The sequence below is a fragment of the Anaerovibrio sp. JC8 genome (genome assembly GCF_002100115.1).
GTDB lineage: Bacteria > Bacillota > Negativicutes > Selenomonadales > Selenomonadaceae > Anaerovibrio.
In genome coordinates this window covers 81391-95259 of sequence record NZ_ANBM01000003.1, presented here as the reverse complement: position 1 = coordinate 95259, position 13869 = coordinate 81391, and the positions used below count along the sequence as shown (strand labels likewise).

Here is a 13869-nt window from a genome sequence, read left to right as displayed (position 1 = left end):
ATGTACATGTTAGTCAGCACTGAAATTAAGGATAGAATTGCTTACATTACGATGCAAAACGGCAAGCACTATAACTGTCTCAGCGAGGAAATGTGCCTGGAGCTGATTGAGGCTGTAAAGGATGCATATGCCAAGGAGTGTGTGGGTATTGTCATTAAAGCAGAAGTGAATCGTAACGTGTGGAGCGCCGGCCATGATATCAAGGAGCTGCCGGTGGACGGCAGTGACCCATTGGCCTTCAATGTTCCCATGGAGCAGCTGCTGAGAGAGGTACAGGATGTGCCTATACCGGTTATTGCCTGTGTGGATGGCACGGTTTGGGGTGGCGCCTGCGACCTTTGCCTGTCCTGCGATATGATTGTCAGCTCCAAGGATTCCACCTTCGCCATTACTCCGGCCAAGATTGGTATTCCTTATAACGCTTCCGGCCTGATTCACTTTATCAACCAGCTGGGCATCAACAAGGCCCGTGAAATGTTCTTCCTGGGCACGCCTATAGAGGCAGAGGACGCTCTGAACGTAGGTCTCATAAATCACGTGGCAGAGGATAGCGAAGCCCTGGAAAAGCTTTTGGAGGAGCATTTTTTGGCACCGCTTCGCCGCAACAGCATTCTTTCCGTCAGTGCCATTAAGCGCCAGTTCCGTATTCTTTCCCGTGCATCCTCTGTTATCAGTGCGGAGAACTTTGAACGCATTAACTCCTATCGTCAGAAGGTATACGGCGGCGATGATTACAAAGAGGGTATCAATTCCTTCCTGGAGAAGCGTCCACCGCAATATAAGGGCAAGGCATCAGATTTGGACTAAGAAAAATATGAGAATATATCATGCTTAGATTGGGGATTTCATTATGAGAATAAATTTAAAAATGATTATGCTGTTGGCACTGACAATGGTGCTGTCAGTGGTGTCGGGCTTTACACCGGCAGCTGCTTCTGCTGTGGACAGTGGTAAAATTCTGTTTGTGCCCTTGGATAACCGTCCCATAACGGATAAGGAAACCCGTCAGGTGGCGGAAAAGCTGGGGTATGATGTGGTGGTTCCACCGGAAGCTTTATTGGGAACCAGAGAACAGCCGGGCAACCCGGATGGCCTTTGGCAGTGGCTGAATAAAAACGCTCCTGGGGCAAAGGCTGTTGTGGTATCAACTGATGCCATGATTTATGGCAGTCTTGTGGCTTCCAGAAATCACGAATTAACTCAGGACACCATAAATGAGCGGGTGGAGCGCTTCCGTTCCTTCCATGAAAATCATCCGGGCTTGCCAGTATACGGATTTGGTACTATTTTACGTACCCTGCTGTCTGCCACCCATTCCGGAAATGGTATGGAACCGGCCATTTATCAGCAAAATGCCGTGATGCTTCGTGATTACAGCGCCCTTCGTGATAAAGTGGAAATGGGGCAGGCTACCAAAAAGGAAAAGCAGGAGCTGGAAAAGCTTATAAAGGATATTTTGCCTGCAGCCATGGAGGACTGGACCCATCGCCATGGTTTAAATTACAATGCCAACAAGGCACTGATAGATTTGACTGGCCAAAACGTTTTCACTTTCCTGTTTTTAGGCGGTGATGATTCCGCTCTTTATTCCCAGACCCATTATGAAGCCCGTCATTTGCGGGAGCATGGAAAAAATATTGGCAAGACCAAGCTGCAAATAACCTCAGGAGCAGACGAGCTGGGCATGGTTATGATGTGCCGGGCCATTTGTGATGATAAGAGGGATATTCCATTTATTTATACCACCTATAATATGGGGAAGGGCCGCAATACCATCCCTAAATATTGCAATGAAGAAATTGGCATTGATGTGGACAATACCATTGTGGCTGCCGGCGGTATGCAGGTGCCTTCACCGGAACGGGCTGAGCTGGTTATGGCCATCAGTACCGATCCTGATGGCAAAACCCTTGATGCCAACGGTCCCGACAACACCACCAAGCCACGGAAGGGAACCATGCACTTCGTTAATCTGGTAAAGGACTTGGTAAATAGGGGCTATCCCGTGGCTGTAGCAGATATTGCCTTTGGCAATGGTGCTGATAACGCCTTGATGAATGAGCTGCACAAGGAAAATCTGCAATTTAAGCTGCAGGCCTATGGCGGCTGGAATACGGCCACCAACACCACCGGCTTTCTCATTGGTACAGGACTTCTGACCAAATGGATGGATAAACAGGCACGGGAAGAACTGATGCTGACCCGCTATCTTGATGATTGGTGCTATCAGGCCAACATCCGTCAAAAGCTGGGGGCTGCTGTGTGGATTTATCCGGGCTACAGCCAGAGTACAGGCAATTTGGACGGTGCCCGTGATTTTGCTTCCCAGCAGGGAACAGAATGGATGAAGGAATTTGCTCAGCAGAATATTAATTTGCCGGCAAATTTATCCCTCAAAAAAGCTGCACATAACAAATCCATGGAACCGCCTGTTTGAGTGTGATATTGATTTTTAAAACTGATATAAATACATTACAGTTAATAATAATTAGGGGCATTTTTCGACTAATGCCCCTATTTTAATGTTAAAAAATATGCTAAAATATACGGTGGTTTTATTATGAATTATTGATGAATTTTAGGGGGATAAAGATGCTTACACCAGTAGATATACATAATCAGGAATTTAAAGTCAGCTTTCGTGGTTACGACAGGGAGGAAATAGACGATTTCCTCGATCAGGTTGTAAATGACTATGAGAAGCTGTTCCGTGAAAACAGCCAGCTGAAAAAGGAAGTAGAGCTGAATGAAAAGGCTCTCGGTCAGTATCATCAGCTGGAGAAGAACCTTCAGGATACCCTTTTGGTGGCCCAGCGTACTGCTGATGAGGTTACCAACACTGCCAATACCCGTGCTGAGGAGATCCGGGCAGCGGCAAAGCAGGCCAGCGACAACATTATTCATGCTGCAGAAATCGAGGCAAAGCGCCGTTTGGAGGATGCAGCCCAGAAGGTTCGCGAGGCCGTTACTGAATACGAGCGCATTGTCAGCGAAAAGCGCCAGTTTATTGCCAAGATGCGCAATACCCTGAAAACTGAGCTGTCCCTGCTGGAGGATGCTGAGCAACAGTTCCCGGACAAGCAGGAGTCCCAGGTGCTGCAGGATGTAAACATTGAGATCGGCACCAAGCCGGCTGACGTTCAGGAACAGGAAGTAACTGAAGAAGAGGCTGAAGTGGCTTCTGAAGAAAATGAGTTTTAATAAAAATGCGTAAGACTTTTTTGGAGGCAAAGTTGGTACCCGTAGGTTTAGGATTTATAGTTTTTATTATTGACCAATTGGTTAAGAGCTATGTCACTGCGTCCATGCATCTGGGCCAGTCCATTCCCGTAATAAATGATTTTTTTCACATCACCTATGTGCTGAATCCCGGTGCTGCCTTTGGTATGTTTGCCAATCAGCGGGTGATGTTCATTGTGGTAGCCGTAGTGCTGTGTGCTGTGGTGCTGTACTACCGCAAGCAGCTGGCCAAGGAATCCATGCTGATGAAATACGGGGTCAGCATGCTGTTAAGCGGAGCTGTGGGCAATCTCTACGACCGCCTGCAGAGTGGATTAGTGGTGGACTTTTTCGATTTTAGGGTTTGGCCTGTGTTCAACATTGCAGATATTGCCATCTGTGTGGGGGCTGCCCTTATAGTTATTGATATCTTCTTCGGGAGGAAAGAGAATGACACTGACCTTCAAGGCTGATGTGGACAATGAGCGCCTGGACGTGTTTCTCACACGCATGCAGCCGGATTTTTCCCGCTCCCATGTGCAGAAGCTGGTGGCTGATGGCTGTGCCACGGTAAATGGCAAGGAACGCAAGGGAAATTATCGGCTCCATCCTGATGATGTGGTGGAATTGTCCGTTCCTGATGCGGAGTCTGTGGAAATACTCCCGGAGGATATTCCACTTGATATCATCTATGAGGATAATGATATTATCGTAATAAACAAGGCCCGTGGCATGGTGGTTCACCCTGCTGCCGGCATAAATTCCGGTACACTGGTCAATGCTCTGATGTACCACTGCAAGGATCTGTCCGGCATTAATGGGGAAATTAGGCCGGGCATTGTCCATCGTCTGGATAAGGATACCTCCGGCGTCATGGTGGCTGCCAAGAATGACAAGGCCCATATCTCCCTGGCGGAGCAGATTCAGGAGAAGACTGCCCACAGGGTGTATAATGCCATTGTTTGGGGTAACATCAAGGAGGAAGCCGGCATTGTCCATGGTGATATTGGCCGTCATCCTACAGACAGAAAAAAAATGGCCATTGTGCAGGAAAACGGCAAGCCTGCCACCACTCATTTCAAGGTCTTGGAGCGGTTTGGGGACTGCACCTTTATTGAGTGCCGGCTGGAAACCGGCCGTACCCACCAGATAAGGGTTCACATGACCCATATCGGCCATCCTGTGGTGGGGGACCCTAAATATGGGGCAACCCGTCACGGCAAGGTGAAGGGGAATTTTTCCATTCAGGGCCAGGCACTGCATTCCATCAGCCTGGAGCTGACCCATCCATCCACAGGGGAGCGCATGACCTTTACCAGTCCGTTGCCTGAGGATATGGAAAAGATTTTAAAAAAGCTGCGCAATAAATAACATAGCAATAAATAGGGTAAAGAGGGGATGAATATCATGACAACTTTTATTGATAAGACCGTTCTTATGGATGAACAGGGCATACACCGTGCCCTGGTGCGTATAGCCCATGAAATTCTTGAAAAGAATAAAGGGGTAGAGGACATTGTACTGGTTGGTATTCGTTCCCGTGGTGTGCCTCTGGCTGAACGGGTTGCAGATGCCATTGAGAATATTGAGGGCAAGCGTCCGCCTGTAGGAGTGCTGGACATTACCCTTTATCGTGATGATCTGTCCATTCTGTCCTATCAGCCTATCGTGCGTCCTACCACCATGCCGGTAGATATTGACAGAAAGATTATTGTGCTTATAGATGATGTTTTATACACTGGACGCACCATCCGCTCTGCCCTTAATGCAGTAATCGATATGGGCCGTCCAAAGGCTATTCAGCTGGCGGTCCTCATTGACCGCGGCCATCGTGAGCTGCCTATCCGTGCGGACTATGTGGGCAAGAACGTCCCTACCTCCTCCAGAGAATCAGTAAACGTAAAGGTTGTGGAGATAGACGACACCGACCAGGTGGTTCTGAGACAGGAAATGGAATGAAGGGGGACAAATTTTCTCCTGTTTACTGGTGCAGACGGTAATGAAATTAAAGGCACTCTGTTTGTATTGCAGAGTGCCTTTTTTGTATACTTACGAGTTTTTTGGAAAAAACAAAAAGTGGACTGCATAAGACAGTCCACAGTGAAAATCAGGTTATTAATTTGCAGGATTTTAGTGATTTTTGGAGAATTCCTAAAGTTAGGAATATTATGGGTTATTTGTTTATTGGATTCTTGGCCAACTGTGCAGGATTGGAACCGCCGGCTGCTGCCAGATTATCCAGTTCATCCCAGGACAATTCCCGTTTCTTTTCACGCTTTTCCATGAGTCGGGCCTTTAGGCTATCTTTCACATGACTGAGCTGGGAAAAGTCGATTTCCTGATATTTCTGTTCGATGCTCATATAGAGTCCCTCCTCTCCGATGTTCTTATTTTACCATCATATACGATTGAGAGGATAGGGTATTACATATTTTTTATAAATTTTTTCAAAAAAGTTTGGAGTAGATTATGAAAAGTTACTTCTACCTTGGTGTAGGCATTATTATTACCTTGATTGTGGCCTTGCTGGTATATGGCGTTTATATGAACCAGCGGGGAGAAAATGAAATAGCCCAGCGTATGGAAAATTTGCAGCTGCCCCTGACGGGTACTCTGGTTAAGCAGCGTGAAATACAGCCTCTGGTGGAGCTGGATCTGGTGAATCTGTATTGCGACGATATGACTGATATAATCGCCCAGGAAAATGGCCGTATAGTGCGGGTGTTTGTGGACAAGCATGGCAGCATCACTGCCGGAACCCCTATTGTGCAGCTGCTGGATGAGGATATTCCCCTGAAGCTTAAGCAGGCGGAGAGCGATATCCTTGATGCGGAGGCTCAGCTGGTAAAAACGAGAAATTCTTATAACCGCTACAAGAAGCTCATTGAAATGGATGCTGTTTCAGCGGAAAAATTTGATGAGGCGGAGGCAGCCTATAAGGCAGCCCAGGCGAGACTGTCCCGCTTTGAAGCAGAAAGGGATCGGCTGCAGGTTCGCATGTCCCGGCAGCTGGTGATATCCTCCATTGAGGGTGAGGTACTGCGGCTCTATCATAGCGAGGGCGCCTATGTGACTGCCGGAACTCCGGTGGCACTGGTGGGAGACTTTTCCAAGCTCTATTTCAGTGCACCAGTGGTGGATGAGCAGGCCCAGCGCATGGAGATAGGCCGGCCTATCGAGGTATTTATTTCCGGTGGTGCCACCTCAGTACTGGGGGGCGAGGCCCTGCCAAAATCCTATGGGGCCAATTATTCCGCAGGAAATAAGGGTGCCGACCAGATCTTTTCGGCAAAGGTGATAAAGATAACACCGGATTTGTCTGAGCCGGCCACAGTGCGTCAGGCGGTGTGGCAGCTGGATAACCGGGTGGGGCTGCTGGAGCCGGGAGCTTATCGGAAAATGCGTCTTCATTCCAGCATTTCCCGTAAGTGTCTGACAGTGCCAATAGATGCCTTTACAGATGAAAATCACGATAAGGTGGCTGTGCTGGAAGCAGATGGGCATCTGGGCTTCCGTCATGTTCAAACAGGAATAACCGATGGTACCTACATGGAAATCATTTCCGGCCTGAGTGAGGGGGATATTGTTATCACCTCTGATACTGAGGGCCTGACAAGCGGTACCGAAATTGATATAACCTTGGAAGATAACTAGTAAGTAATATTTTGGAGGATAATGGATTATGGCAGATGGAAGTAAGATTTTTAGCAGGGAGGCACTGGACAAGCTGCGTTCCCCCGACAGGCTGGATATGCTTCTGCCTATTACTACCCCCATTGGCTGGATGTCCTTGGTGGCAGTAGGGCTGCTGATGATATCGGTTATCCTTTGGTCCATTCTCGGCTCCTTTACGGTGCGGGCCGATGGCAAGGGCATGATTTTGGATTCCGGTGGTATTGCCACGGTAAACCATTTGGCCGGTGGCAAAATCTCCCATGTTTATGTGCGGGAAGGTGAAGAGGTCAAGAAGGGTGATCTTATTGCCCAGCTGGAGCAGCCGATTCAGTCCGCCGATACCAATATAGCCCAATACGGTCCCCAGATGACCAGTACCATGCATGATACGGCAGACCGGGTTTATCAGTATCGGGCCAAGCTCTATCAGCAGGTGGTATCCCGTGATGTCATCAGTGATTTTGACGGCATTGTGGAGCATGTAATGGTCCGCAAGGGCAGTGTGGTGGACAGTGGCAGCCCACTGTGTACCGTGCGCCTTACCAAGAAGCGCAGTGATTTGATGGGTGTTATGTACGTTCCCGTGGACAAGGGCAAGCGCATTGAAGCGGGCCAGACCATTCAGCTGGTTCCTAACGGTGTGGATGTGCAGGAATCCGGCAGCCTTATTGGCGTAGTGCGTTCTGTGTCGGATTATCCAGTGGCCTTAAAGGGTGTTGAACATCATGTCAGCAATCCGGAGCTGGCCCAGTGGCTCATGGCCAGTGGCCAGGGGGCTGTGGTTGAGGTCAGCTTTGTGCTGGTCAAGGATGAGAATGATCCTTCGGGCTATCTGTGGACCTCCTTTGTGGGAGAGCATAAGCCTGTGACTGCGGGCAGCTTTTGCACCGGCTCCGTCATCATTGAGCGGCGGCCGCCAATCGAAAAGGTATTTTATAAAATTAGTCAATGGCTGCGGAACAGGTGAGTCATATGGCGATGGAATTTTTGGATAAATTTTTTAATAAGAACGGGGCCCGTGTCAAGGTTCCCACAGTCCTGCAGATGGAAGCCACGGAGTGTGGGGCAGCGGCTCTGGCCATGGTGCTGGCCCATTATGGCCTGTGGATTCCTCTGGAAAAGCTGCGGGCAGAATGTGGTGTCAACCGTGACGGCAGCAAGGCCAGCAACGTAATGCGGGCGGCCAAGGCCAGGGGCTGTGAGGTTCACGGCTATAGCTGGGAGGCAGAAAGCCTCCGTGAAGAAGAGGATTACCCCCTGATAATTCACTGGGAATTCAACCATTTTGTGGTGCTGGAGGGAATTAAGGGGGATACTGTATATTTAAACGACCCGGCCATGGGACGGCGTACTGTGCTCTGGGATGAGTTCATTACCTCCTACACCGGGATTGCCCTGACCATAAGACCGGCGGCCGGCTTCAAGCCCTCCGGTCATCGTTATAATGTCTTCAAGGCAGTGTCAAAAAAGCTATGGGAAGACAAATGGGGCATGCTGTTCCTCATTTTGCTTGGCCTGTGCATGATTATTCCAGGCCTGGCGGCACCGGTGTTCAGCCAGATTTTTCTTGATGATATTCTCACTGGCAAGCATCGGGATTGGATGATGAACCTGTGTATTGCCATGACCATTTCCTTTGTGGTATCGGCAGTGCTGACCTGGCTTCGGGCCGTGATGCTGACCCATTGGCAGCGGAAGCTGACGCTGGCAGATTCCTCCAGCTTTTTCTGGCATCTTTTGCGTCTGCCAATGCAGTTTTTCCATCAGCGGTACGCGGCAGAGGTGGCAGGGCGTATTTCCATGAACGAGGCAGTGGCCGGGGTTCTGTCAGGACAGGCGGCTACAGCAGTATTGGATTCCTTTGTGGCAGTGTTCTTTTTGCTGTTATTGCTGCAGTATAATGTGCTTCTTACGGTTATCGGACTTGTATTTATGGCCGTCAACATCAGTGTGCTCATGCTTACCAGACGCCACTTGACAGATCTGGCCATGCGGATTCAGCAGGATGCCGGCAAGGAATATGGTACTGCCATTAACGGCCTTACCATGATAGACAGTATAAAGGCCAACGGCAACGAAGGGGACTTCTTTATGAAATGGGCCGGCTATCGGTCCAAGGTTTTAAATGGCATGCAGGAAAGCCAGATGTGGATGCTGTCGGTGACCACCCTGCCTTCCCTGTTGGCGGGGCTTAATGGCGCCCTTATTATGACCTTTGGTGGCTTCTCCATTATGGATGGTGCCATGACTGCCGGTATGTTTGTAGCCTTCCAGCATCTGATGGGAAGCTTTCAGGCACCGGTCAATAATCTTACGGGACTCTATACCAGCCTGCAGACAACGGAAATGCAGATGCAGCGTCTCAACGATGTGCGGCAGTATGAGGTGGATGCGCTGAATTATCCTGCAGAGATGCCGGCAGAATATGAGCACACACGCCTTTCCGGAGAAATGGTGCTGGAAAATGTCAGCTTCGGCTACAGCCCTTTGGAACCGCCACTTTTGCGGGATTTCAGCCTGCATCTGAAGCCTGGTCACTGGGTAGCTATTGTGGGGGCCTCAGGCAGTGGCAAGTCCACTGTGGCCAAGATTATTACTGGTATGTACGAGGAATGGGGCGGACAGGTGATGTTTGACGGCATCCCAAGACGCCAGATACCACGCCATGTTGTTACCACCTCGCTTTCAGCGGTGGATCAGGATGTATTTCAGATCACAGGCACTGTAGGGGAAAATATCGCCCTCTTTGATAAATCACTGCGCCAGGGGGATATTGAGCGTGCAGCCAAGGATGCCTGCATTCAGGATGATATATTGCAGCTGGAGGGCGGTTATGATGCCAAGGTATCCGAGGGTGGCCTTAACTTCAGCGGTGGCCAGAGGCAGCGGTTGGAGATTGCCCGGGCTCTGGCAGTAAATCCTTCTATTTTGGTATTGGATGAGGCAACCAGTGCCCTTGACCCTATTACAGAGGAGCGGGTGCTGAGCAATATCCGGCATCGTGGATGTGCCTGTGTTATTATTGCCCATCGTCTGTCAACCATCCGGGATGCAGATGAAATAATTGTGCTGGATCGCGGGCAGATAGTGGAGCGGGGACGTCATCGTGATATGATGAAGCATGACGGTCCGTATAAGCAGTTGATTGATGAATATAAAGCAAATAATGAATAAAAATGGTGAGTAGTGATAGTATGGAATTGCAGGCAGGCAAGCGCTGGCAACTGACAAGTGAAGACAGTTTTTTTGTATTAACTGCCGGTCAGGTGGAGGTTTATGCTGTTACCCAGGGGGAGCAGGATTATCGGCAGGCTTATTTGCTGACCTTGGAGGCGGGAAAGGCTATTTTTCCTGCTTTGGATGAGTTTGGCGAAATTGCATATCAGCTTTATGCTGTAACGGACAGTGTATTGGAGGAACATTCCTTTGCCGAGCTTTCCAACGAGGAAATGCTTCCTTTGATGCAGGGCTGGTTCAAGGGCCTGGGAACCATTGTCTGGGTAAAGCGTCTGGCAGCCCTTGGTGATGATATGTTGTCCTTGTGGCCAAAGGACAAGCTGTTTAAGGACAGCCTTGGCAGCAGGGAAGAGCTGGTGGATGTATTCAGCAAGCATCAGCGTATTTTTGCCATGCTGCAGGGAATGCGCTTTTTGTCAGCAAACAAAAGGCTGGCCCGTAGGCAGAAAATCATTGCCCGTCAGAAAAAGTGGCTGATAAAGGATGCCATCAGCATTTTGATGGGTGAGGATGAAATCTTTTTTGAAGAAAACAGCACTGAGCATGAAGGTCGTCTGATTGATGAGGCTGTTTTTATAATAAAGCAGGTGGGCAAGTCTCTTTCCATGCCGGAAATGGAAATCAGCCTGTCCACGGAAATCGCCAAGAAGCTGGATTCACTGAATCTGCTTCGACGCCTGTCCCAGAAAGCCAATATTGAGCTCCGACTGGTAAGCCTGGAGGGCAACGACTGGTTCAAAAAGGACACGGGCGTGATGATTGGTTATTACGGGGAGAAAAAGGAGCTGGCAGCTATTCTTCCGGAAGCTCCCGGCCGGTATAAGCTGGTGACCAAAAGCCGTCCTGAGGGTATTCCGCTGAATGCTGAGGAAGCAGACAGGCTGGATGGGGATGCCTTTATCTGTTATGCCGGCTTTCCACGGCGCAAGCTGAAAATTATGGACGTGCTTCGCTTTATGTTCCAGCAGTGCTGGAAGGCTGATTATCGGACCATAATACTGGTAAGCTTCTGTGCCGGTCTTATTCCACTGGTAACGCCGGTGATTACGGAAACCATCTTTCAGGATATAATTCCGATTTTGGATAGAGAAGGCCTGGTAACCGTTACCCAGGTGGTTATGGTGACCAGCTTTACCATGGCGGCCCTGAGCATGATCCGTGCAGTGGCTGTCATGCGTATCAGTACCCGTCTGGATATGGCGGTGGAGGCAGCCCTGTGGGGACGGCTTCTGTCCTTGCCACAAAAATTTTTCCATAAGTTTACCACCGGCGAGCTGGCCAGCCGCATGCGGGGCATGGAGGCAGTCAAGGATGTGGTCAGCGGCAATTTCGTAGGAACAGTTTTCAACACGATATTTTCCTTCTGGAGCCTGCTCCTTATGTGCTGGTACAGCGTAAAGCTGACAGCAGCCGCTGTTGCGGTGTGGCTGGTATGGTGTATCGTTACGGCCTTTATTTATCGTAGGGTGCTGGGCTTTCAGCGCAATCTGATTGCCGCCAGCAATGCCGAGGCGGGCATGGTTCAGCAGCTTTTTGCCGGATTGGCCAAATTCCGGGTTCATGGGGCAGAGGAACAGGCCTATCACCTTTGGAGCAAGGTTTTCGGTGAAACCTGGAAATGGAATCTGGAGCTGCGTTGGCAAAATAATTACAATACAATTATTGCAGCTATACAACCTTTTATTCTAAATATGATATTATATTATATGGTGATATACGGATTGCAGGAAGGTGTCAATGACGGCACCGGGGGAACAGTGGTAAAGGCCGGTATTGGCTATGCCCAGTTCCTGGCCTTTGAAGCAGCCTTCAGCTCCTTTAATGGCACCTTGAATTCCCTCATTCCGTTGATTGGTACCTTCTTTACCATTCAGCCACACATTGAAAATCTGCGGCCGATTTTGCAGGAGGTTCCGGAAACCACCGAGGACAAGCTGGAAGCAGATCCATTGTCCGGAGCTATTGAAGTCAGCCATTTGACCTTCGCCTATGGAGAGGGGAAAAAGGATGTGCTTCATGATGTGAGCTTCCAGGTGGCAGCAGGGGAAAATGTGGCCATTGTGGGGCATTCCGGCTGTGGCAAGTCCACCTTGGTCCGGCTTTTGCTGGGCTTTGAGCAGCCAAAAAGCGGAGCAATTTATTATGATGGTCAGTCACTGGCCAATCTGTCCGCCCCGTCTGTGCGTTCTCAGATGGGTGTAGTATTGCAGAATGGACAGCTTATGAGCGGTGATATATTTACCAATATTGTTGGCCAGTCGGCACTTACCCTGGATGATGCCTGGGAGGCTGCAGAGGCGGCGGGTATTGCTGAAGATATAAGGGAAATGCCTATGGGCATGCAGACCGTCATCAGCGAGGGCTCCAGCAATATTTCCGGCGGTCAGCGTCAGCGGATTATGATCGCCCGGGCTCTGGCCGGAAGACCGGCCATGCTGATCTTCGATGAGGCCACCAGTGCCCTGGACAACCGTACCCAGTCCATTGTAACGAAAAGCCTGAACAAGCTGCATACCACCAGATTGGTGATTGCCCATAGATTGTCCACCATCCGGGAGTGTGACCGGATTCTGGTTATGGACAAGGGAAGTATTGTGGAAAGCGGCACCTATGATGAGCTGTTGGCCCAGAATGGGGTATTTGCCCAATTAGTTAAGCGCCAGGTAGCGTAGGAGAGAAATATGGAAGAGAAAGACTGGAATGAAATAGCCCGGCGGGCCGTCAATGATGATGTGGCCTTTGATGAACTTTACGAGCATTTCTTTCCGAAAATATATAATTTGATATATGCCCGTGTGAAGAATTCTGCCACTGCAGATGATATTGTCAGTGATGTATTTGAAAAAATGGTGGAGCATCTGGCTGATTTTGACAGCAGCAAGGCGTCCTTTGCCACATGGCTGTCCCGGATTGCCACCCGTACATTGACGGATTTTTACCGTTGGCAGAGCTATCGCCAGAATGTGGAATGGGATGATGTGTTTTCGCCCAAAATAAATGAGGAGGAGCATCCCGACGGACAGCTGCTGGTGAAGGAAGGCAAGCAGGAGCTTCTGCTGGCCCTGGACAAATTGTCTGAGCGTGAGCAGCGGATTATTGAGCTGAAATTCTGGGGTGAGATGAACAACAAGGAAATTGCGGAAACCCTGGGAATTTCTGCTGCCAATGTGGGGGTCATACTCTTCCGGGCCATGAGTACCTTGAAGCAGATATTGGGAGAGGATTAGCTCCGACAGCTGATTCCTGCCAAAAAGCAGGATGGCTAAAATATAAATAATGCGATAAAGGTTAAAGGAGGCGGTTATCATGGAAAAGCTTTACAGACTACTAATAACCCAGATTTTTGTCACAGTTATCATGTTTGCCGCAGTAAGCTTAAATGCGTCCCAGTGCCAGGCTGCCCATTGGGAACAGGTGGCATCAAGCAGTGACATCATTGTGCAGATAGACGCATCCACCGTGGACTGGGTGGAATATCCTGACCTTGGCCGAAATATCGTGTGCTCCTATAAGTTTATTGAAACAGATAAATCATATATCATACGTCACTGCGCTTTTAGAGAAATCGGCGGGAAGCCTGAATATGCTATTTTTGAGTACACAACCTTTGATGGTGCAGATAATCAAAGAGAGCACAAGGGCAACAGTACTCCTACCAGTGATGATTATAAGCCGATTATTCCGGGTAGTGACGGAGAACTCTTTTATGAAATAGCCAAAATGTATGTAAGGAAATAG

Annotated in this window: 13 protein-coding genes; 12 read left to right on the top strand and 1 reads right to left on the bottom strand. The window is 49.3% G+C overall.

Annotated elements, in window-relative coordinates:
• Window positions 1-6 precede the first annotated feature (6 nt).
• The 6 genes from scpB to pyrR all read left to right on the top strand — a co-directional run bounded on the left by scpB (window position 7) and on the right by pyrR (window position 5178).
• Window positions 7-807: a methylmalonyl-CoA decarboxylase gene (scpB, locus tag D081_RS03445; RefSeq protein WP_158087541.1), complete on the top strand. Its 801-nt coding sequence runs from the start codon at window positions 7-9 to the stop codon at window positions 805-807.
• Window positions 808-850: 43 nt separating this feature from the next.
• Window positions 851-2437 carry a DUF4127 family protein gene (locus D081_RS03440; protein WP_085022740.1) on the top strand — a complete coding sequence of 529 codons (1587 nt, stop codon included), beginning with the start codon at window positions 851-853 and terminating at the stop codon, window positions 2435-2437.
• A gap of 155 nt (window positions 2438-2592) precedes the next feature.
• Window positions 2593-3201 carry a DivIVA domain-containing protein gene (locus D081_RS03435; RefSeq protein ID WP_158087540.1) on the top strand — a complete coding sequence of 203 codons (609 nt, stop codon included), beginning with the start codon at window positions 2593-2595 and terminating at the stop codon, window positions 3199-3201.
• Window positions 3202-3206: 5 nt separating this feature from the next.
• A complete protein-coding gene (lspA, locus tag D081_RS03430) occupies window positions 3207-3692 on the top strand; it encodes a signal peptidase II (protein WP_085022738.1) in 486 nt (161 codons plus the stop codon).
• Window positions 3670-4590 (top strand): RluA family pseudouridine synthase, encoded by a 921-nt coding sequence (locus D081_RS03425; protein WP_085022737.1) that lies wholly within the window; start codon window positions 3670-3672, stop codon window positions 4588-4590. Before lspA ends, D081_RS03425 begins: the two co-directional genes overlap by 23 nt.
• Window positions 4591-4626: 36 nt before the next feature.
• Window positions 4627-5178 carry a bifunctional pyr operon transcriptional regulator/uracil phosphoribosyltransferase PyrR gene (gene pyrR, locus D081_RS03420; RefSeq protein ID WP_085022736.1) on the top strand — a complete coding sequence of 184 codons (552 nt, stop codon included), beginning with the start codon at window positions 4627-4629 and terminating at the stop codon, window positions 5176-5178.
• Between the two features lie 214 nt (window positions 5179-5392).
• Here pyrR and D081_RS03415 read toward each other — a convergent pair whose 3' ends face one another.
• On the bottom strand, window positions 5393-5581 hold the full coding sequence (locus D081_RS03415) for a hypothetical protein (protein WP_085022735.1): 189 nt from the start codon (window positions 5579-5581) through the stop codon (window positions 5393-5395).
• 107 nt (window positions 5582-5688) lie between these two features.
• On the opposite strand from D081_RS03415, the gene D081_RS03410 reads away from it, so the two are divergent.
• The 6 genes from D081_RS03410 (at window position 5689) to D081_RS03385 (ending at window position 13869) form a co-directional block, all read left to right on the top strand.
• A complete protein-coding gene (locus tag D081_RS03410) occupies window positions 5689-6873 on the top strand; it encodes an efflux RND transporter periplasmic adaptor subunit (protein ID WP_085022734.1) in 1185 nt (394 codons plus the stop codon).
• A gap of 28 nt (window positions 6874-6901) precedes the next feature.
• Window positions 6902-7861, top strand: coding sequence for a biotin/lipoyl-binding protein (locus tag D081_RS03405; RefSeq protein ID WP_085022733.1), 960 nt, complete (start codon window positions 6902-6904; stop codon window positions 7859-7861).
• 5 nt (window positions 7862-7866) lie between these two features.
• On the top strand, window positions 7867-10068 hold the full coding sequence (locus D081_RS03400; RefSeq protein WP_198941945.1) for an NHLP family bacteriocin export ABC transporter peptidase/permease/ATPase subunit: 2202 nt from the start codon (window positions 7867-7869) through the stop codon (window positions 10066-10068).
• A gap of 20 nt (window positions 10069-10088) precedes the next feature.
• Window positions 10089-12803 carry an NHLP bacteriocin export ABC transporter permease/ATPase subunit gene (locus D081_RS03395; RefSeq protein WP_158087539.1) on the top strand — a complete coding sequence of 905 codons (2715 nt, stop codon included), beginning with the start codon at window positions 10089-10091 and terminating at the stop codon, window positions 12801-12803.
• Between the two features lie 9 nt (window positions 12804-12812).
• Entirely contained in the window at window positions 12813-13358 is a 546-nt protein-coding gene (locus tag D081_RS03390) for an RNA polymerase sigma factor (protein ID WP_085022730.1), read from the top strand.
• Window positions 13359-13437: 79 nt separating this feature from the next.
• Window positions 13438-13869 carry a hypothetical protein gene (locus D081_RS03385; RefSeq protein WP_085022729.1) on the top strand — a complete coding sequence of 144 codons (432 nt, stop codon included), beginning with the start codon at window positions 13438-13440 and terminating at the stop codon, window positions 13867-13869.